At 42.5% G+C, this 20,186-nt stretch carries 18 protein-coding genes and 2 riboswitches; of the genes, 15 read left to right on the top strand and 3 right to left on the bottom strand.

Going from position 1 to position 20,186, the window contains the following annotated elements:
- Positions 1-23: 23 nt before the first annotated feature.
- From CSV64_RS09680 to CSV64_RS09660, 5 genes are all read left to right on the top strand, one after another.
- A complete protein-coding gene (locus CSV64_RS09680) occupies positions 24-602 on the top strand; it encodes a sulfurtransferase TusA family protein (RefSeq protein ID WP_099634247.1) in 579 nt (192 codons plus the stop codon).
- Entirely contained in the window at positions 599-1,720 is a 1,122-nt protein-coding gene (locus CSV64_RS09675; protein WP_099634246.1) for an MBL fold metallo-hydrolase, read from the top strand. Before CSV64_RS09680 ends, CSV64_RS09675 begins: the two co-directional genes overlap by 4 nt.
- 57 nt (positions 1,721-1,777) lie before the next feature.
- On the top strand, positions 1,778-2,005 hold the full coding sequence (locus CSV64_RS09670; RefSeq protein WP_085427863.1) for a sulfurtransferase TusA family protein: 228 nt from the start codon (positions 1,778-1,780) through the stop codon (positions 2,003-2,005).
- 57 nt (positions 2,006-2,062) lie between these two features.
- Positions 2,063-2,839: a sulfite exporter TauE/SafE family protein gene (locus CSV64_RS09665; RefSeq protein WP_099634245.1), complete on the top strand. Its 777-nt coding sequence runs from the start codon at positions 2,063-2,065 to the stop codon at positions 2,837-2,839.
- Between the two features lie 248 nt (positions 2,840-3,087).
- A riboswitch (SAM riboswitch) is annotated at positions 3,088-3,191 on the top strand.
- Between the two features lie 159 nt (positions 3,192-3,350).
- Positions 3,351-4,631: an O-acetylhomoserine aminocarboxypropyltransferase/cysteine synthase family protein gene (locus CSV64_RS09660; protein WP_099634244.1), complete on the top strand. Its 1,281-nt coding sequence runs from the start codon at positions 3,351-3,353 to the stop codon at positions 4,629-4,631.
- A 40-nt stretch (positions 4,632-4,671) separates the two neighbouring features.
- Here the strand turns inward: CSV64_RS09660 and CSV64_RS09655 are convergent, their stop codons facing one another.
- On the bottom strand, positions 4,672-6,162 hold the full coding sequence (locus tag CSV64_RS09655) for a glycine betaine uptake BCCT transporter (protein WP_099634243.1): 1,491 nt from the start codon (positions 6,160-6,162) through the stop codon (positions 4,672-4,674).
- A 369-nt stretch (positions 6,163-6,531) separates the two neighbouring features.
- On the opposite strand from CSV64_RS09655, the gene CSV64_RS16745 reads away from it, so the two are divergent.
- The 6 genes from CSV64_RS16745 to CSV64_RS09625 all read left to right on the top strand — a co-directional run bounded on the left by CSV64_RS16745 (position 6,532) and on the right by CSV64_RS09625 (position 15,006).
- Positions 6,532-6,708, top strand: coding sequence for a hypothetical protein (locus CSV64_RS16745; protein WP_099625366.1), 177 nt, complete (start codon positions 6,532-6,534; stop codon positions 6,706-6,708).
- Positions 6,709-6,848: 140 nt separating this feature from the next.
- A riboswitch (cobalamin riboswitch) is annotated at positions 6,849-7,033 on the top strand.
- A 143-nt stretch (positions 7,034-7,176) separates the two neighbouring features.
- Positions 7,177-9,285 carry a DUF4430 domain-containing protein gene (locus CSV64_RS09645; RefSeq protein WP_099634242.1) on the top strand — a complete coding sequence of 703 codons (2,109 nt, stop codon included), beginning with the start codon at positions 7,177-7,179 and terminating at the stop codon, positions 9,283-9,285.
- Positions 9,286-9,364: 79 nt separating this feature from the next.
- Positions 9,365-11,719, top strand: coding sequence for an S-layer homology domain-containing protein (locus tag CSV64_RS09640; RefSeq protein ID WP_099634241.1), 2,355 nt, complete (start codon positions 9,365-9,367; stop codon positions 11,717-11,719).
- Between the two features lie 82 nt (positions 11,720-11,801).
- Complete coding sequence (locus tag CSV64_RS09635; protein WP_099634240.1) at positions 11,802-12,680, top strand: energy-coupling factor transporter transmembrane component T; 879 nt, start codon at positions 11,802-11,804, stop codon at positions 12,678-12,680.
- Positions 12,662-14,332, top strand: coding sequence for an ABC transporter ATP-binding protein (locus tag CSV64_RS09630; protein WP_099634239.1), 1,671 nt, complete (start codon positions 12,662-12,664; stop codon positions 14,330-14,332). The genes CSV64_RS09635 and CSV64_RS09630 overlap by 19 nt, the downstream gene beginning before the upstream one ends.
- Positions 14,308-15,006, top strand: a complete 699-nt coding sequence (locus CSV64_RS09625) for an ECF transporter S component (protein WP_099634238.1) — start codon at positions 14,308-14,310, stop codon at positions 15,004-15,006. Before CSV64_RS09630 ends, CSV64_RS09625 begins: the two co-directional genes overlap by 25 nt.
- Before the next feature lie 111 nt (positions 15,007-15,117).
- Here the strand turns inward: CSV64_RS09625 and CSV64_RS09620 are convergent, their stop codons facing one another.
- On the bottom strand, positions 15,118-15,297 hold the full coding sequence (locus tag CSV64_RS09620; RefSeq protein WP_233190429.1) for a hypothetical protein: 180 nt from the start codon (positions 15,295-15,297) through the stop codon (positions 15,118-15,120).
- Positions 15,298-15,593: 296 nt separating this feature from the next.
- Between CSV64_RS09620 and CSV64_RS09615 the strand changes: the two genes are divergently transcribed.
- From CSV64_RS09615 to CSV64_RS09595, 4 genes are all read left to right on the top strand, one after another.
- Positions 15,594-16,283, top strand: coding sequence for a response regulator transcription factor (locus CSV64_RS09615; protein WP_099634236.1), 690 nt, complete (start codon positions 15,594-15,596; stop codon positions 16,281-16,283).
- Positions 16,284-16,439: 156 nt separating this feature from the next.
- The gene (locus tag CSV64_RS09605; protein WP_099634234.1) at positions 16,440-18,638 is read left to right on the top strand and encodes a sensor histidine kinase; all 2,199 of its coding nucleotides are present in this window, start codon (positions 16,440-16,442) and stop codon (positions 18,636-18,638) included.
- A 147-nt stretch (positions 18,639-18,785) separates the two neighbouring features.
- Positions 18,786-19,148, top strand: a complete 363-nt coding sequence (locus CSV64_RS09600) for a hypothetical protein (protein ID WP_099634233.1) — start codon at positions 18,786-18,788, stop codon at positions 19,146-19,148.
- A gap of 55 nt (positions 19,149-19,203) precedes the next feature.
- The gene (locus CSV64_RS09595) at positions 19,204-19,665 is read left to right on the top strand and encodes a DinB family protein (RefSeq protein ID WP_099634232.1); all 462 of its coding nucleotides are present in this window, start codon (positions 19,204-19,206) and stop codon (positions 19,663-19,665) included.
- Between the two features lie 339 nt (positions 19,666-20,004).
- Here CSV64_RS09595 and CSV64_RS16860 read toward each other — a convergent pair.
- A partial coding sequence (locus tag CSV64_RS16860; protein WP_233191838.1) for a hypothetical protein occupies positions 20,005-20,186 on the bottom strand: 182 nt, incomplete at its 5' end.

The following is a 20,186-nucleotide window of genomic DNA, read 5'->3' as shown; positions in this document are numbered from 1 at the left end:
CCATGGTGTATAGGAGGAGTACAATGATTCAGTCAGATAACGTGTTAGATGCAAAAGGCCTTGCTTGTCCGATGCCGATTGTGAAGACGAGAAAGATGATGAAAGAGATGGAAGATGGTCAAGTGCTCGAAGTCCAGTCGACAGATTCAGGTACTACTGCAGATTTACAAGCATGGGCGGAAAGTGTGGGGCATCAATACGTCGGTAATGTGAAAGAAGCCGACGTATGGAGCCACTTCGTACGAAAAGCGGGTCAAGAAGATCAGTCACAAAAAGAATATCCAGTTACAGTCGATAATAATGAGTTGTTAGCCCAACTGCAACACCCTGATACTGTGCTAGTAGATGTTCGTGAAGAAGCTGAGTATGCATTTGCTCATATACCTGGAGCCTTATCTATCCCTCTTGGCCAACTGGATGAACGTATGGCGGACTTGAGTAAAGACAAGAAGTTCTTTGTAGTATGCCGAACAGGTAACCGCAGTGATATGGCGTGTCGAAAACTAGTAGCAAAGGGATTTGAAAATGTCACGAATGTAATTCCTGGTATGTCAAAATGGAATGGTGAAATAGAAAATACGGTAGGGGGTATGAATAAATGAGAATCATTCAATCAAGTGAAGTAGCCAAGCGCGTTATTGCGAAAGAGTCATTATTCATTTTGGATGTTCGAAATGAAACTGCATTTGAAGATTGGAAAATCGAAGGAGAGCAAGTGCGCCATTTGAATGTGCCGTACTTTGATTTATTGGATGGTATTGAAGAAATTGAAGATCAATTGCCAAAAGATGAAGAGATCCTAGTGGTCTGTGCAAAAGAAGGTTCGTCCGTCATGGTGGCAGAAATCCTTGAAGAAGAAGGCTATTCAGTAGGTTATCTTTCAGGTGGCATGAAAGCATGGAGCGAGTATTTGGAGCCGGTGAAGATTGCTGATTTAAAATCGGGTGGCGAGCTTTATCAATTCGTTCGTCTTGGTAAAGGGTGCCTTTCTTATATGGTCATATCAGGCGGAGAAGCGGCAATCATTGACGCGACGCGGATGACAGATGTGTTCATGGACTTTGCTACGGAACGCGGTGTGAAGATCACAAATGTACTCGACACACACTTGCATGCGGATCATATTTCAGGTGGTCGCCAGATTGCACTAGCGACAGGAGCGACGTACTGGCTACCGCCAAAAGATGCGGTAGAGGTCATATTTGAATATGCTGCATTAGAAGGCGATACATCGATTCAAATAGGCGATACTAAAATTGATATTCAGGCACTTTATTCGCCAGGACACACCATTGGTTCGACTTCATTTATTGTCGATGATAGCTATTTAATGACCGGCGATATTTTGTTCATTGATTCGATTGGACGACCAGATTTAGCAGGTTTGGCAGAAGATTGGGTGGGCGACTTACGTGAGTCTTTGTATAGTCGTTACAAGGAATTGTCAGGAGAACTAACGGTTTTACCGGCACACTTCATGATTATCGATGAGTTGAATGAAGATGGTAGCGTGTCGGAAAAGCTCGGTGTGTTGTATAAGCAAAACCATGGCTTGAACATTGAAGATGAAAAAGAGTTCAGAGAATTAGTCACAGGGAACTTGCCTCCCCAACCGAACGCGTATCAGGAAATACGTCAAATGAATATGGGGAAAATCCAACCTGACGAAGAAACACAACGTGAGATGGAGATTGGCCCGAATCGCTGTGCGGTACGGTAAATAGTTATTTTAAATCAGCTGTAAAACAATAACCCACATTAAAAGGAGAAGATAAATATGAGTTCAACAACATTTTTAGACGCAAAAGGCCTGGCATGTCCAATGCCGATCGTACGTGCAAAGAAAGCAATGAAGGATATGCAAACAGGAGATGTTCTGGAGATTCATACGACAGATAAAGGATCGGTATCCGACCTGACAGCATGGGCGGCTTCTGGTAATCATGAAATAAAAGACCAGCAACAAGAGTCCGATGTCTTTAAATTTTGGATCCAAAAAGGGTAAACTTAGGATAGAGGGAATAGCTGTCTCCCTCTTTCATCAGGAAGAAGGGAGAACATCATGACTATTCCATTTATTATTACGATCTTCCTCATTGGACTCGTCGGCTCGTTCCTTTCCGGAATGATGGGAATCGGGGGCGCGATTGTCAAATATCCAATGTTGTTATTTATTCCTGCACTACTTGGGTTTACTGCGTTTACGCCACATGAAGTATCGGGGATTACTGCGGTGGAAGTGTTCTTTGCGTCACTTTCCGGAGTTTTAGCGTATAGAAAGAGTAATCTAATTTTGAAACCACTTGTTCTTTATATGGGAATCAGTGTATTAGTTGGCAGTGTGATCGGTGGCGCAGGTTCTAGTATGCTTTCAGAAGCTACCGTCAACGTCGTCTATGGTATTTTAGCCGTTATGGCAGCAATTATGATGTTTATTCCAAAAAAAGGTCTCGACGATCAGCCGATTGATGAAATTACATTCAATCGCTTCGTAGCTTCCAGTGCAGCCTTTATCGTCGGCTTGGCGGCTGGGATTGTCGGAGCTGGCGGTGCATTCATCATGGTACCGATTATGCTTGTAATACTAAAAATTCCCACACGCGTGACGATCGCTACATCACTGGCGATTACACTATTGTCGTCCGTCGGCTCAGCGTCAGGCAAGCTCTTAACAGGGCAAGTACCCTACGGACCAGCTCTCGTCATGATCGTTGCAAGTATTATCGCAGCTCCGATTGGTGTGAAAGTTAGTCGTAAAGTAAACACCAAAGTACTACAAAGCATCCTAGCCACACTCATCATGGCCTCCGCTGTGAAAATATGGTGGGACATATTCTAATCAAGCAAAATCGCCAGCACATCGTTCACAGAACATGTCGCTGGCGATTTTTTGAGTGGAGTCGCAAGTAAAATCATCATGGAACTCACACTTGCGCCTGGAATGTAGAGCAAATGTGCCTTAACCTTTCACAATTTCCTTTCAATATTATGAAAGTAATGCTAATTTCTAAACATTCTATTAAATCCTTGCAATAGACTAGGAATAGCCGTATACTATTTTTCAACGATGGAAAACGAATAGACACACTCTTATCAAGAGCGGCGGAGGGATTAGGCCCTGTGATGCCCGGCAACCGGCGGAAGCAAAGGTGCTACTTCCTACAAACTTTCAATAGTTTGGAAGATAAGGGGGAATGAGCGAAAGCAGAGCCCTCTTCTTATTATGGAAGATGGGCTTTTTCTATATAAAAATAGTGAATCACACGCCTACGTTTTCCTTGTCTAGTCCCAGAGAAAAGATATTCGGGGCGTTTCGGTGTTCCATCAATACATGAAAAAGGGGAATGGTTATGACGAATTTACAGCCAGAAACGATACTATTACACGGAGGGCAAAAACCGGATCCGGAAACAGGCTCACGGGCTTTACCGATTCATCGTACGACTTCTTATGTATTCAGAGACACGGAACACGCACAAAACCTATTTGGCTTAAAAGAAGCAGGTAATATTTATACAAGAATTACGAACCCGACAGTAGCAGTTTTCGAAGAACGTGTCGCACAGCTAGAAGGCGGAACAGCGGCAGTCGCGTTGGCTTCGGGAATGGCAGCCATCGCATTCTCTATTATGAATATTGCTGAAGCGGGCGATGAAATTGTTGCAGCAAGTAATCTTTACGGTGGTACATATAATTTATTTGCCGTAACATTACCGCGCTTCGGCATCAACGTAAAGTTTGTGGATGCTTCGGATCCTAAGAACTTTGAAGCGGCCATTACAGATAAAACGAAAGCTTTGTTTGCAGAAACAATCGGTAACCCGAGTTTGCAAGTGCTTGACGTGGAAGCTGTTGCGAACATTGCACACGAAAATGGAATCCCATTGCTAGTAGACAACACATTCCCATCTCCATATGGATCAAACCCTATCGAGTATGGTGCAGACGTAGTGATCCACTCAGCAACGAAATGGATTGGCGGACACGGTACGACTATCGGTGGTGTAGCAGTAGATGCAGGGACATTCGATTGGACACAAGGTAGATTCCCTGGCTTTACAGAGCCGGATGAATCGTATAACGGCTTACGTTACGGAATCGACACGGCAGCAGCGGCTTTCGCAACGAAATTGCGCGTGCAATTGCTAAGAGACTTCGGCCCATGCTTGTCGCCGGACAGTGCGTTCAACTTGTTGCAAGGTTTAGAGACACTTCATTTACGCGTGCCTCGCCACAATGAAAACGCGCAAAAGGTTGCGGCCTTCCTGCAAGAACATCCAGCTGTAGAATGGGTAACCTATACAGGTCTAGAAGATCATCCAACGGCGGAATTGGCCAATAAACATTTGAAAAACGGGTATGGCTCAATAATCGTATTTGGTATCAAAGGTGGACGCGATGCAGGAAGACAAGTCATCGACAATGTAGAAATCTGGTCTCATGTAGCGAACGTGGGAGATGCAAAATCACTAATCATTCATCCGGCTTCTACTACTCATCAGCAGTTGTCCGTAGAAGACTTGAAAAATTCAGGCGTCAGCGAGGAGTTAATCCGCTTGTCTGTAGGGTTAGAGTCGGTAGACGACATTATCGCAGACTTGAAACAAGCAATCGAAAAAGCCTCAAACTAATAAAAAAATGAACACTACGCATGTGCGCAGTGTTCATTTTTTATTTTCGTTTTACTTTTTTTCGCTCTTCTTTTAAGGATTTGAATAGCGAGACGACCATCATGATCAGTATGATGGAGAATGGTAAGGCGGCTATGATGATGACGTTTTGAAGAGCATCCAACCCACCAACATATAATAGAATAATCGCAATGGAAGACTGAATGACACCCCAGACAACTTTTAAGTTATTAGGTGGAGTCAATGAACCATATGACGACTGCATGCCGAGTACAAATGTAGCTGAATCCGCTGATGTAATGAAGAATGATGTGATCAGCAAAATAGCGACAACTGAAATGACGAATGACCAAGGCAATCCACTGAACATCTCAAAAATCGTCAACTCTGTTGCAGTTGAGGCTAGATCGATAATGCCTGCCTTTTGTGTTTCAATAGCTGTCGTACCAAATGCTGAGAACCAAATGGCGCTCAATACTGTCGGTACAACAAGCACACCGATCATGAATTCACGAATTGTTCTACCTTTCGAAACACGGGCAATGAACATGCCGACAAATGGTGACCACGCTATCCACCAAGACCAGTAGAATAGTGTCCAGTCATTCAACCATGAACGATTTTCAGGTGTAAGTGGTGCTGTACGGAAACTCATACGAATGAGGTGCTCTAAATAACCTCCGATAGAATCAGTGAACATATTGAAGATCAGCAATGTTGGACCGAGTGCAATGATAAAGACCAACAGTGTAAGAGCTAATACCATATTTGTATTTGATAAAATACGAATACCTTTTCCAAGACCGCTCCATGCGGATATTAGGAATAATACAGTTACGACCCCAATAATAATAAATTGAGACCAGAAACCGATCGGTACACCGAATAAGTAATTCAAACCTGCGTTGATCTGGACTGCTCCAAATCCAAGTGATGTTGCGACGCCGAAGACAGTAGCGAAAACTGCAAAGACATCAATGACGGTTCCGAGTTTACCTTCTACACGATTACCGAAAATTGGGCGAAGTGTAGCGGAAATCAATCCAGGCTGACCCTTGCGGAACTGGAAGTAAGCTAGTGCTAAAGCGGTCATACCGTATATGGCCCATGCGTGGAAGCCCCAATGGAAAAATGTTGAACGCATCGCTTCTTTATACGCTTCTTTCGTTTCAGTAGGTGCAGTAGCTGAACTTACTGCATAATGTGAAAGAGGTTCTGCAGCTCCATAGAACACGAGTCCAATTCCCATACCGGCGGAAAATAGCATCGCAAGCCAAGAGAACATAGAAAACTGCGGTCTATCACTGTCTTTCCCCAATCGAATCCTGCCGAGTGGACTGAATATCAAATAAACTGAGATGAAGAATAACATAGAAACTGTCAGTAAGTAATACCAGCCGAATGAATCAGAAATGAAGTTTCTTATAACGAGCGTGACAGCCTCAAAGTGATCGGGAGCAATTACACCATAACCGACTGCCAATACGACCGCTGCTAATGTAATATAAAATGTTGATGATACTTTTTTCATAGGTCCTCCTTTTTTGAATGTAGTTTGTGAAATGAGCTAAGTACATAATCGAAAAGCACAATAAAATTGCACACATACACTTCACATTACCCATTTAATCGCCCATGTAAACGCTAAATAAAAGGCGGTTTGTTGACAAAATCATTACTAGTGAAAATAAAAAAGACGAGAAAAATTCCTTCTCGTCCAATATGTAAGTTGGTTCTGTAGCGCAATTCATTTACTTGCCCATAGTCATTAGCTTGTGCTTGTGTCAGTATACATGAAAGTTGAGGGTGATTTCCAGCTAGAAGAACAATTTCCTTTCATACACCAAGAACCGTAGCCATGTTATACTATAGAAACAAATGAAATGAGGAGGGGATTTTCGTGCAATATTCACAACCTAAGATGCTTCAGCTCGTAAAGCATAGCCCAGAGTTAAACAGGCGATTGAAAGAGATTATGAAAGAGCATGAGCTAGAGAAAAGCTTTGCATTGAAAGCACTTTATCATGCAGAAGTGAAAGATGGCGGAGTCTATCAGCGGGATTATCAGGAGCTGTAAGCATTCACTCACTTATATAGCACGTGATGAAATAAATAATATTTACAAAAAGACCGATGAGAGATTCTTTCATCGGTCTTTTATACTATTCTTTTGAAATAATAAAAAGTAGCAGGTGAGCATGTGATATACTAATGTAAAATTGAATAGAATATTTTGGTTCTTTACATTATTGTAAAGATGAAAAAGGAAACAGGTGAAAATCCTGTACGGTCCGGCCACTGTAAATGGGAAATATCTTCAAAACACCACTGGTGAAATACTGGGAAGGTTGAAGATGTGATGATCCATAAGTCAGGAGACTTGCCAAAATACCATGCGTTACGCCTCCCAGGAAGAGGTATGCATATTGTATTGGATGTAATAAGTCATTAACTGAAGTCCGCTTATACATAGTGCCCTTGTCTCTTTCTGGAGGCAAGGGCTTTTTTACGTTCAATTACCAAACTAGGATAAGGGGGAAATCATTTGTTTAAGCGTTATGTATCTATCATTGCAAGTGTTTTACTAGCAGTAACGATGCTGTTACCTGCAACGAGTTTAGTTGCTTTAGCGAATTCGGATGTTCAACAAAGTAATATAAGCCCACAAGCCGCTAACTACTTAGTGGATGTCGAAGTAGAAGGTTTATCGGGAGGAATTTTAAAAGAAGCGGTTCAAGTTACAGAAGGACAAAATGCATTAGATGCATTGAAGAAGGCACTGAATAGCCAGAGCATAAAATATACTGTGCAAGAAAGTGATTTCGGGGCGTATGTAACATCAATTGATAATGAAGAAGCAGGAACATTAGGCGGTTGGGATGGCTGGAATTATACAGTAAACGGACAAGCTCCTTCTGTTGGAGCCGCTGCTTATGTCTTGAAAAATACTGACGTGGTGAAGTTCTTCTATGGTCGTTGGGCCGCTATGTCTACGTCTACACAGGTTATAGAACATAGTGATAATCCCGCAATTACTGTGAATCTAATAGGAGATACTTTTACGTCAGCAGCGCTAGAGACGGCGAATTGGACTGTCGAACCATCTAATTTAACAATTTCTACAATCACCCAAAATACGGATCAGCAAATTACGATTCAATTAAAAGGCAAAGTGGAACGTGAAAACCTCTCACTAGTTGCAACAGAAGCAGCTGTGGTAGGGAAAGCGGCAGATGCATTACAAATTACAGTAGTTGCGAGTCAAGAACGCGTACCTGAAGCAATTAAGAAAGTCACAGATTATATACTGAGTAAATCTGTTTCGAGCGAATGGACGGCAGTTGGTTTAGCAAAAGCCGGAGCAACTGTACCGGAAAGTTATGAAGAAGTATTCGAACAAAATGTCCAACAACAAATCGTTGCGAACTTGGAACGTCTAAAAATAACAGATGCAGAACGTTTGACGATAGCGGCAGCAGCGATAGGGAGAGATCCTAAAAATATCAATGGTATCGATTTACTGGATAAAATTTATAACAGTATAAGTATTAGAAATGTTGATACGATGACTCGCCAAGGAACGAATGGTTTGATTTTTGCATTAGTTGCACTCGATACGAAAAACTATGAAGTTCCAAAAGATGCAAAATGGAACCGCGAAAAGATAGTTGAGGCTCTTTTAAGCTATCAAAGGGCTGATGGTGCGTGGAGTTTAGCTACAAGTAATACAGGGACTGCGAGTTATGATATGACAGCAATGGCTCTTATTGGATTAGCTCCATACAATGAGCAACCAGCTGTTAAAAAAGCTGTCGAGAAAGCAGTTACTTTCTTGTCAGAAAGCCAAGGTTCTACTGGTGGATTTAACGAAACGTTCGTAGGTGGCATTTCTAGTGAAGCCACTTCGCAAGTGATCATTGGACTGACAGCAAATAACATCGATCCCCAAGGAGAACGTTTTACAAAGAATGGCATCAACTTGATCGATCATTTGTTAAGCTTCCAAACAGAAAATGGGGGCTTCAAGCATACTTTAACGGGTTCGACAGACGGAATGGCTACAGAACAAGCGATTCAAGGTCTTGTAGCATTTGATTTATTTACAAAAGGTGAAGGGCGTTTATATGACTTCTCAGAAAAATCAACGCAACTTGAAGTTTCAAGTCATTCAACTCTTCAAGGGATTCTTAATGACAGCCTTCTAAAGGTACAGAAAAATAAAAATGAAATTTGGTCTCCTATTTTTATTGAAAACACGGAAATGATTGAAGGATATTATGTTGTGCAAGCTGGAGAAAATGGAACGAAGAAAGAAACGGAAATTCCTGAAGGAACGAAAAAAGTATTTATTGTAGATAATGATCGTCCATATCGTTATTTCGATGCCGAAGTAGTAGAACCTTCTCATACGTTTACAGTCACGTTCAACAGAGAAATTCAAGACTCGAAAGTGAATTTAAATAAAATCTATGTAGAAGACATTACAGGCAAGCGTGTGCCAGCCACAGTGAAAGCAAATGGTGTAACAGTTACTGTGACACCTGAAACAGACTATATGGAAGGTCAGTTATATTCTTTAGTCGTAATTGATCCAGTCTCTGCAGAAGGAATAACAATAAAACAATCTGCTCGTAAATTATTCATTATTAAATAAGGAGGTATGCTTTATTTCTATCATCAAAAACTTCACAAAAATAACAGCAGCATTCGCATTAGCGAGTGCCGCTATCCTCATGCCGGTTGCACCTTCATTTGCAGAGCACCCGACACCGATTTATGAAAATCAAGCAACACAGACGCTGCAACATTCCATTACAATTTCTAATACAGAAATCCCTATGCCGTTGTCTACCGTCGAAGTACAGGAAGGCGATACGGTTTTAAGTGTATTGAAACGAAATGTTGAATCAAGAGGCATTCAAATGGAATACAGTGGCGGAGAAGGCGCGACTGCATATGTAGAGGGGATAGATAATGTATATGAATTCGACCGCGGACAAGGCAGTGGTTGGATGTACAGCGTCAACGGTATCTTTCCAAATCGCGGAGCGGGCGTCATCAAGCTCATCCCTGGCGATAAAGTGGAGTGGAAATATACGACGGACTTAGGTAAGGATCTAAACGCTGATCTATTTCCTTTCCGTGAAGACTTGGAGCCGAAGATTTCAGTGTCAGGAATTACTTCGGGAGCAACAGTTACGAAGTCTAGCCTTTCATTCCAAGTACATGCAGCGAGTTATTTCGGAACAGCACTTCAACCGACAGTCACCGTAAACGGCAAGCCGGCAGTTGTGACAGGAAACACAGTAAATGCGCTATTGCAGAGTGGCGAGAATAACATCGTCTTACAGGCCGCGGATGCGAAAAATGATAAAGTGACAAAATCAGTGAAGGTGACATATTCACCAATCGCTAACCCTGAACCGAACCCGTTACCAAATCCAAATCCAAATCCAAATCCAAATCCATTACCGAAGCCTCCGGTAATGAAACCAGATCCAACACCCGAAACGCCATCAACTAAAGATTACTCAAAGCTTGTTACTTCAGCCATTAACCAGGCGAGTGCACAAATGCTTGCAGGACCAATCGATAGTGAGTGGCAGGCAATCGGACTTGTGAAAGCGGGCAAGAAAGTACCTGCTTCTTATACAAATGAATTCTACGAACATTTGCAAGACCAAGTGATTAGTAGGTCCGGCAAAGGTCGTATGAAGATTACGGATGTACAACGTTTAACGATGGCCGCTGCAGCAATCGGTATTGATCCGATGAATGCAGATGGCAAGGGCTTTAACTTAATCGATAAAATTTTAAATAGTGAAAAGCATATGACGGGTGCGGATAGCCTGACATACCAAGGCAATAACGGGATCATTTTTGCGTTGATTGCCCTTGATACAAAAGGTTACCAAGTGCCAAGCAACTCGAAATGGACACGTGAGAGCCTAGTTGAAGAGCTATTGAAATATCAGAAAGATGACGGATCGTGGAGCTTGTCAACGAGTAAAGAAGGCTCAACAAGCTATGATATTACAGCGATGGCATTGATTGGAATTGCACCTTATACAGATAAGCCGGAAGTTCGTAAAGCGATGGATCGTGCAGTGAAATTCCTAGCGGATGAACAAGGTCCAACTGGTGGATTCGACGAAGCGTTCGTTGGAGGTATTTCAAGCGAAGCGACATCGCAAGTTATCATCGGTCTAACTGCAAATCGAATTGATCCACGTATACCGATGTTTACGAAGAACGGTATCAACTTAATTGATCACCTGTTAAGTTTCCAAACATCTGACGGTGGCTTCCAGCATACAGCAGGAGATAGCCGTTCGAATGCAATGGCAACGGAGCAAGCATTGCAAGCTTTAGTAGCATTTGATTTGTTCACGAAAGGCAAAGGTGTATTGTACAACTTCACGGAAGTACCTGTCATTCCGTCGCCAAAGCCAGATCCTGAACCAACACCGGATCCAGATCCGAAGCCAGATCCAAAGCCAGATCCAAAACCAGAACCAGATCCAAAACCAGAACCAGAACCGAATCCAACTCCACAGTTTACGGATATTCAAACACACTGGGCAAAGGATTATATTAATCAAGCAGTGGAGCTAGGGATTGCGAGTGGCTATAAAGATCAAACGTTTAAGCCGAATCAATCACTGACTCGTGCGCAAGCAGTATCTATTTTGGTTCGTGCATTAGATTTGAAGACGGACAAGAAAGCACCATTCCCTGATATACAAAAGTATGCCTCAAGTACACAAGGAGAAATTGCAGCTGCGTATCATCATGGTTTGGTAAAAGGAAAAGACGGTAAATTCATGCCGGCACAAGAAGTGACACGTGCACAAATGGCGCTTATGTTATACCGTGCGTATGAAGTGAAGAATGGCGAAATGTATAAGTTCGAACAAATAGCACCTTTCCGTGATATTCGCTTATACAATATGGAAGCTGTGAAAGCAATGAGCATGCTATATGATTTGAAAATGGCAAAAGGAGAGAACGGCAACTTTATGCCAAGTAACTCAACGTCTCGTGCACATGCTATGAAAATGTTAATGGAGTTTTTGAATACAAAATGATCACACAATCTTGCACCCGCGTGGTGCAAGATTGTCTGTCTTTAACGTGTAGTAGGTTGAGGGAGTAGGAAGGGGAAGGGTTATGGGCAATGGAATACAGGCAATTCACCCTTTCGTGATGTTCTTTTATTATAGTTGTCTTGGTTTTTTTGCGATGTTCTTCAATCATCCGATCTTTTTACTAGCCGGTTGCCTGGCATTAATTGGGGTCAATTTATCACATGACGGCGGACAAGCGATGAAGCAGTGGACACCGTTGATGATGACTATGACTGTGCTAATTATTGTAGTCAATCCCTTGATTAATTCAAGAGGGACGCATGTATGGTTTGATCTCTTTGGAAAACAAGTGACACTAGAAGTGATGCTCTATGGTGTCGTGACCGCAATGTCGTTGTTGATGATTCTACTATTATTCGTTTCATTGAATATCGTCTTAAACGGGAATAAATTATTATACATTTTTGCAAGAATTCTACCGAGGACTGCATTTCTAATTATGATGTCCATCCGTTTTGTGCCATTGCTAAAAAGGCGATTGACTGAAATTCAGGATGTTCAGCGTCTGAAGGGCATGACGATGACACAAGGAACATTGCGTGAACGTGCGAAGAGCGGAATGTCGATGTTACAAATTCTACTATCGTGGTCATTGGAAGAAGCTGTAGAGACAGCAGATTCTATGAAAGCACGTGGATATGGATCCGGTACAAGATGTCCGTATATTCCATATCGCATGACGAAGTCTGATAAACGTTGGTTGAGTTATTTACTCGTAGCTTTCGTCATATGCGGCACGGGTGGATTGTTGGGCTATGGAAAGATTATTATTTATCCGGAACTTGGTACATTGCATCTATCATTGCTTGATTGGGTCGTCTTCGCTTGTGGCATGGCCGTCGCACTGTTTCCAGTATTTGTAGAAGGGAGAGAACAACTGAAATGGAATTATTCAATTTGAATCACGTCTCGTTTTCTTTTCCAAACACAGATCAGCATGTGCTAAAGGACATTTCACTTTCCGTCAATGAAGGCGAGTTCCTTGTTATTGGAGGCGCAAGCGGTAGTGGTAAGACGACTTTGTTGAAGTTATTGAAGAGGGAATTGACGCCGACAGGAAAACTTGAAGGGGAAATTCTCTATAAAAATAAGTTGATCCATGAGTGGGGAGAGCGGCAGATGGTCGAGCAAGTCGGCTATGTGTTCCAGGATCCAGACAATCAAATCGTCATGGATGAAGTGATGCAAGAGATTGTTTTCGGGCTAGAGAACTTAGGGTACTCTACATTTGAAATGCGTAAGCGGGTAGCGGAAATGGTGCATTTTTTCGGAGTGGAAGACTTGCTGAGCGCAAAGCCTTCTGAGTTGTCGGGTGGTCAAAAGCAATTATTGAATCTACTGTCGGTACTCCTTATGAAGCCGCGTGTGCTATTGCTCGATGAACCAACATCACAACTTGATCCGGTAGCAGCAAAAGAGTTGATACTGATGCTTGAGCGTCTGAATAAAGAAACGGGCATGACGATTGTTTTAGTCGAACACCGTTTGGAAGAATTATATGCGGTGGCGGACCGGGTCGTACTGATGGAATCAGGTGAAGTTCGGTACGAGGGAGACAGTCGTCAAGTCATTGGAGCGTTATATGCGGATTGCGCAACACAGTTCTTTCCGTACTTACCTGCATTCGCACGGCTTTATATGGAATTCGAAGAGATGCCTATCGTTTCGGCAATTCCTTTGACGGTGAAAGAATGTAAACAGTGGATCGGTCGTGACGAGCATGAAATAGTGCCTGTAGAGGCGCAATTAAATCAATCGAAAGAGCGATGGATACTTGAGATGGACGATGTGTTTTTTCAGTATCAAAAGAAAGCACCATTCGTCTTGAAAAGTTTTACGTTACGCATCCCGAAAGGTCAGTTTTTTGCGATGGTTGGAGGAAATGGCAGTGGAAAGACAACTGCTTTACGCGCAAGTCTCGGCAGTATAAAACCGCAACGTGGCAAAGTCTATTTGAATGGGCAGGATATGAAGAAAATGAAGGATTCTGAGTGGCTTGGAAAAATTGCGTATTTGCCACAAAATCCGCGAACGTATTTTGTCCAGCAAACGATTGAAGAAGAAATGCAAAGTATTGGTGAACGTTTGAAACTACCTGATTTAACTAAGCGGATGCATCATATACTCGAAGCATTCGACATTTCCCATTTACGTACGCGTCATCCGTATGATTGCTCAGGTGGAGAAGTCCAGAAAGCGGCACTTGCTTGTATTTTGTTAGGTAAACCCGAGATGTTGTTTATCGATGAACCGACGAAGGGAATGGATCCTGTTTCCAAGAAGCATTTAGGTGAGTTATTGTATAGTTTGCAGCAAGACGGACTGACGATTTTCATGGTGACGCATGACATTGGCTTTGCGGCGAGTTATGCACAACGGTGTGCGATGATGTTTGACGGAGAAATTGCGGCGGACGGTACACCGGATGAATTATTCAAAGGCAATTATTTCTACACGACGGCGATTAATCGTGCGACGCGGGAAACGAAACAGCCTGAAGTTTTGACGTATGAGGAGGCTGTGGCGACATGGGCCGTTCGCGAAAGTATTTAGTAATTGTTTCATTTGTATTATTATCTTTGCTTGTCGTTTCAATCGTGTTCTTTCATTATAGAGCGTATTTGTTACTTAGCTTGATCATGATCGCGGCCATTATGATTCCGTTTTTCGCCCGTTTTGAGTGGCGGGATGTAGGGGGAAGAGAGGTCGTCTTGCTAGCGATGCTTGCAGCGATTGCGGCAGTTGGACGTGTTCCATTCGCTGGACTACCCAGCATTCAGCCGACTTCGTTCATCATCATTATGGCGGGGTTAGTATTTGGTGCGGAGTCGGGCTTCATCGTTGGAGCGGTCGCGGCGATTGTCTCGAACTTCTTCCTCGGTCAAGGACCTTGGACACCTTGGCAAATGTATGCGTGGGGAATGATGGGAATGACTGCGGGACTATTTCGGAATACAGCATTTATGAGGACGCTGTGGGGAAAATGTACATTTGGTTTCGTCTGGGGCTATATATTCGGCTGGTTCATGAATACATGGGTAATCGTAGGAAATATCGAAGCGTTGTCTTGGAAATACGTTGCCGGGATTTTTGCATCGAGTATCTACTTTGACCTGGCACATGCCTTATCCAATGTATTTTTCATTGTCATATTTGGAGCTAGTTGGATGAAGATCTTACAACGTATTCAGCGGAAGTATGGATTGCTGTATGAGCAACCCGGATAACTAGAATACATAATACACATAAAAAGAGTAGCCAAAATTGGCTGCTCTTTTTGTGTGTGATGAATGAAAAAGAATGATTGTATTCGATAACTATGCGTTTTCCTTCAAAAATCATGAAGGATTAAATGGTTGATTACCTTCCGTCTGCTTATTCTTCTTTGAATTCGTTTTATTCTTTTTAGCCGCATCATTCTGTCCAATTACATCAAAATCATCAGGACTCAGATCATAACCTGCGCCATACTCCTCGCGCATCTGCTCATTTTTCTTCTTGTTCTTCTTATTAGGCATATTCGCCACCTCCATTATATGAGTGTGGCATTCTTATTGAGGATTATACATCAGTTATGAGCGGTTTTGACGGTGCATAGAGCGGCTGGATGTGTTCTATGAGCACTTGTGTGGCATGATAGAGCGCTTGGCCGTGTTCTATGAGCACTTGTGGATTTTTAAGAGCGGTTAAGGCAGTTTAATGAGCGCAAAAGAATTCATTCGAAAACATCTTAAGAATTTCTTCATATTTATCCTCAGTCTTTGTTAAGAGTGGGGTGATAGAATGAAGTTATTAGTGAGACGGGGTGACGTACATGGCAGAGTTTACAGTGCTTGTAGCGGATGACGACAAAGAAATTCGCGAGGGAATTGAGATTTATTTGAAAAATGAAGGATATCGTGTACTGAAGGCGAAAGATGGTCAAGAAGCGTTAGAGTTGCTTTCGTTGAATGAAATCCATTTATTGATTTTGGATATTATGATGCCAAATATGGATGGAATTACGGCTACATTCAAGATACGGGAAGTGCAAAATATCCCCATTATTATGTTGAGTGCGAAAGTGGAAGATTCGGATAAAATCCACGGCTTGTCAGTGGGGGCGGACGACTATGTCACGAAGCCATTCCATCCGCTTGAGTTGATGGCTCGTGTGAAGTCTCAGCTTCGCCGGTATGTGCAGTTAGGGACGTATGAAGGGCAAAAAGTCATTGAAGTAAATGGTCTTGTCTTAAATGAAGAAGAGAAAGAACTGACGGTAGAAGGGACGCCTGTTCGGCTAACTCCAATTGAATTTAAAATAACAGAGCTACTGATGAAACATCCAGGACGCGTATTTTCAATCAACGAAATTTATGAACGCGTGTGGAATGAACAAGCATATAACGCGGAGAATATCGTAGCGGTGCATATACGAAAAATCCGAGAAAAAATCGAAGCGGATCCAAAAAATCCGCGGTATGTGAAAGTGGTGTGGGGCGTTGGCTATAAAATCGAAAAATAGAAACGGCTTAGTTGGGTCACTTATTGCTATTGCGTTAGCTTTCGGAAGTCTACTGTATTGCGCTTCTTTTGCGGTTGATCTATTCCTAGACGGCTGGGAACGATTACACTTGGCAACCCATTACTTTGGCCGAATTATTAGAGGAGGAACCGTGTGATGAATAAAAATATAAAATTGGTCATCTGGTCCGCGCTCGTGACACTTGTATTGATTGCGTTGCCGTCCATCATTCAGTACGCACCGCAGCTTGTTGGTAAATCGTTTACCGACCAAGAAGATTTCACCTATAGAATGGAACAGGTATACGATAATCTGTCTTCTACTGTACTCAATCCCATCGACTTGAAAAAAGCAGAGAAGGAATTAACGGTTTCACCTGATGAAATTGAAGAATACCGACAGCGATACGGTACACTTTCTGAACAGCTTGATAATATCCAGCAACAATATGCAGAACGAATTGCGGATGCGAAAAGCGAGAAAAATGAAACGTTGCTATTGGCTTTAGTTAAAGAGCGAAATACGAAACTAGAAGAAATCCAAAAGAATTTTGATAGCGATAGTTATGTAGAAGACAAAATCCGCTCGGAAAAGGCAAAAGCTTTAGCTAGTCAGATTAGGGAGACAGAAAATAATCAAGAAATGAATATTCCCATTTCCTATGATCTCGTGAATGTTGAAACAGGTGAGCGATTTACGCGTGGAGATGTCGAGGTCACGTCCCTCTTCCAACAACAATTTACAGATGCTACAGGATATTTCAAGGCGAATTCGGCCGTGTATGACAATGGGTACGATGACTATTCCATGGAACAACCATCGATGTTCACAGATGATGGTGTAGAGGGCATTAGCAATCCTCCACAATATTTTGAAGGTACGGTTATTATTCCCTCAGATGCTGCAGTGTCAGGGGCAATGGCTAAGGAAAACGATCAATTCATCCGTGGGAAGTATATGATCTATGGATTGTGGGTTCTCGGTGTGCTAGCGCTCGCGGCATTGTTTACAATTATAAAGTTCCAGAAAGAATGGGTGCTTCAGCCAAGATTTGCTGCTACGTATTCACGCTGGAAAATAGATGTGAAAGTAGCTCTTTTGCTACTAACCGCATTTATTCTAACTCTTTATTTCGAATCGACTATATTCAATATCTTTAATCAGTTTATGTATCTAAACTTGGGGACTATCAGTAATATGGCGGTCAGCTTCTTCCTGATTGGTGTACTGTTTACCGCACTGTTGGTGTTTCAGGCTGTTCACTTATTTATGCTATACCGCGAACCTGGGCGGCTGATGAAGGATTGGCGTGAAAGTTTTACGATGCAATTTACGCAAGATGTTCGAGACACATTCAATAATCGTACAATCGGTGTACAGTTATCGTTGTTGCTCATGATCTTTTTCCTTGCCGGTGTAGGCTTGGTGGGTGGATTCATGCAACCGGAGCTTCTCGTGATTTACGCTTTCTGTATATTATTTGTCTTGCTACCTGCATTATTCATTTACGTGAAAAAAACAGCCTATTTGAATCGTATATTGGCTGCAACGAACGATATGGCAGCGGGACATCTGACGCAGGCGATACCCGTGAAAGGGAAATCACAGCTTGCAAAACATGCAACGAATTTGAATAATCTTCGCGAAGGTGTTCGTGTGTCAATCAATGAACAAGCGAAAAGCGAGCGATTGAAAACAGAGTTGATCACAAATGTTAGCCATGACTTACGGACGCCGCTCACTTCCATTATTACGTATACAGATTTATTGAAAGATGAGTCGTTAACTGCAGAAGAACGTGCGAAATACGTGGGCATTTTAGATCAGAAATCACAGCGCTTGAAAACGCTCATTGAAGATTTATTCGAAGTGTCAAAAATGGCAAGTGGCAATTTAGAAATGGTGAAGCAGCGTGTGGATTTAAATCAATTGATTCAACAAGCGTTGGCAGAACATGCGGAAGAATTTGTTGAACAAGATTTGCATGTTCGGACTACTTTACCTGAAGAGCCAGTCTACGCGCTGGTCGATGGACAAAAATGGTGGAGAGTACTCGATAATTTGCTGATCAATGTGTGGAAATATTCATTGCCAGGTACGAGAGTATACGTCAATCTTCAGCAAGTGGGATCGAATGCGCGTATCGTGTTGAAAAACGTTGCGCGATATGAACTTGGTGACACTACGGATGAGTTATTCGAACGCTTTAAGCGAGGGGATGCATCCAGACAGACGGAAGGTTCCGGTTTAGGATTGGCTATTGCTCAGTCTATTGTCGAGCTACATGGCGGTCGAATGGAAGTGGAAGTCGATGGGGATTTATTCAAAGTGACGATTGATGTCGTAGGTGGGTAAATTGGCGCGGAGTAGGATGGGATAAAATACCTGTCTTACTCTTTTTTTTATTTAAAAAAGGAATTAGTTTAGTTTATGGCGAATAAGGGTATGTATAGAGAGTGCGGTCTATTGATTCTAGATTGCATGAAAGGGAGGAATGGTTATATGACAATCGTTGACGGGAAGTATCCAAACAAAAAAGATTTAACTCCGAAATTAGAAGAAATTAATGAGGAACAGTGTGTGGTAGAAGATGTAGTAGTACCAGATGAACTACCTCTCGCCGATCCTGCAGATTCTGATTCAAGTGTAGCATTTAGAGAAAATGCTCAAGATGAAACAGGAGAACATAAACCCTCCGCTTACAGTCAAAATAAATCACCCAGCCAAAACTATCATGATCTAACACCCGGTGAAAAGTTCCCGTATGGTGATCAGGAAGAATATAATCGTGAATACAACCACGAAGCGCATGACCAATGGAATGAGCATAAGAATATTAAAAAGCAAGAAGAAAATCCATCGTAAAGTCAGCCTGCCTAAGTGCAAGGCTGTTTTTAGATTAGAAGAAAGGGTGGAATGAATGGGTACGTTGCAACAGTTTTCAATGGCAAGAGGTTATACGTTAGGCCTCATTAAACGAGCAGATGAACATGCGTGGGACGTTCAACCTGAAGGCTTTTCTAATACCATCCGATGGAATGTAGGACATATTTATTCTTTGACTGAAGATCTTCTTAACCGTGCAATGAATGACTACCCAGTCGACAAGTTGGAATGGGCAGAATTCTTTGCACCGGGTACGAGTCCATCTACTTGGCCGAGCATTCCGCCAGCAGAAGAGGAGTTATTTGCTGCGATGAAAGATCAAGGCAAGCGCATTTCGCAACTGACTGAACAACAGCTTGCGCATCGATTGAGTACGCCTATTTCTATTGGCAAGTTCCTTACGATGGAAACTGTCGAAGAAGTTCTTCAGCTTCTGACATGGCATGAAGGTATGCATGCTGGTTTGATAGATGGTTTACTTAAGGTGAATAAATAAATTCGAATATGGCTGTTCAGGAGATCATAATGGATTTCTTGAGCGGCTTTTTTTGTGTTGGAATAGGGATTTTATTTAGGTGGTAAGTAAGAAGCGGCGTTGGGTTGTGGTTCTTGCAGGTGCTTTTCTTTTTCCTGTTCATCCAGGAGGTTGTGGTTTAGCTGGCAATGTAAGTGGTGAGTTCATTGTCGCCACTTTGGCGCTGGTGGATGGCTCCTCGCTACGCCTACCACAGCAGTCGCCTTCGTTGGATTGTGGGTAGGGCAGTTCGGGTAGTTGTTGTTACTCGTTGAAGTGCTATCAGATTACGTTTCTGTTTAGAGTGCGTAATAAGCGGCATTAAGTTGTGGTTCTTGCACATGCATTTTTCGTTTCGTGTTTAATCTGGAGGTTGTGGTTTAGCTGCCTATGTAAGTGGCGAGTCCATTGTCCCCACTTCGGCGCTGGTGGATGGCTTTCGCGAGGAGCCAGAGACAGGAAGTTCGCCTGTCTTTGTCTCCTCGCTACGCCTACCACAGCAG

Source organism: Sporosarcina sp. P32b, from assembly GCF_002743335.1.
Taxonomy (GTDB): domain Bacteria; phylum Bacillota; class Bacilli; order Bacillales_A; family Planococcaceae; genus Sporosarcina.
This window is presented reverse-complemented; position numbering and strand designations above follow the sequence as displayed.

Excerpts from the sequence above, each read along its gene's own strand:
- CSV64_RS09670 (WP_085427863.1), top strand. The coding sequence starts at position 1,778 with ATGAGTTCAACAACATTTTTAGACGCAAAAGGCCTGGCATGTCCAATG.
- CSV64_RS09630 (WP_099634239.1), top strand. The coding sequence starts at position 12,662 with ATGGAATTATTCAATTTGAATCACGTCTCGTTTTCTTTTCCAAACACA.
- CSV64_RS09600 (WP_099634233.1), top strand. The coding sequence starts at position 18,786 with ATGACAATCGTTGACGGGAAGTATCCAAACAAAAAAGATTTAACTCCG.
- CSV64_RS09620 (WP_233190429.1), bottom strand. The coding sequence starts at position 15,297 with ATGCCTAATAAGAAGAACAAGAAGAAAAATGAGCAGATGCGCGAGGAG.
- CSV64_RS09660 (WP_099634244.1), top strand. The coding sequence starts at position 3,351 with ATGACGAATTTACAGCCAGAAACGATACTATTACACGGAGGGCAAAAA.
- CSV64_RS09640 (WP_099634241.1), top strand. The coding sequence starts at position 9,365 with ATGCCGGTTGCACCTTCATTTGCAGAGCACCCGACACCGATTTATGAA.
- CSV64_RS09655 (WP_099634243.1), bottom strand. The coding sequence starts at position 6,162 with ATGAAAAAAGTATCATCAACATTTTATATTACATTAGCAGCGGTCGTA.
- CSV64_RS09665 (WP_099634245.1), top strand. The coding sequence starts at position 2,063 with ATGACTATTCCATTTATTATTACGATCTTCCTCATTGGACTCGTCGGC.
- CSV64_RS09615 (WP_099634236.1), top strand. The coding sequence starts at position 15,594 with ATGGCAGAGTTTACAGTGCTTGTAGCGGATGACGACAAAGAAATTCGC.
- CSV64_RS09605 (WP_099634234.1), top strand. The coding sequence starts at position 16,440 with ATGAATAAAAATATAAAATTGGTCATCTGGTCCGCGCTCGTGACACTT.
- CSV64_RS09635 (WP_099634240.1), top strand. The coding sequence starts at position 11,802 with ATGGGCAATGGAATACAGGCAATTCACCCTTTCGTGATGTTCTTTTAT.
- CSV64_RS09675 (WP_099634246.1), top strand. The coding sequence starts at position 599 with ATGAGAATCATTCAATCAAGTGAAGTAGCCAAGCGCGTTATTGCGAAA.
- CSV64_RS09625 (WP_099634238.1), top strand. The coding sequence starts at position 14,308 with ATGGGCCGTTCGCGAAAGTATTTAGTAATTGTTTCATTTGTATTATTA.
- CSV64_RS09680 (WP_099634247.1), top strand. The coding sequence starts at position 24 with ATGATTCAGTCAGATAACGTGTTAGATGCAAAAGGCCTTGCTTGTCCG.
- CSV64_RS09595 (WP_099634232.1), top strand. The coding sequence starts at position 19,204 with ATGGGTACGTTGCAACAGTTTTCAATGGCAAGAGGTTATACGTTAGGC.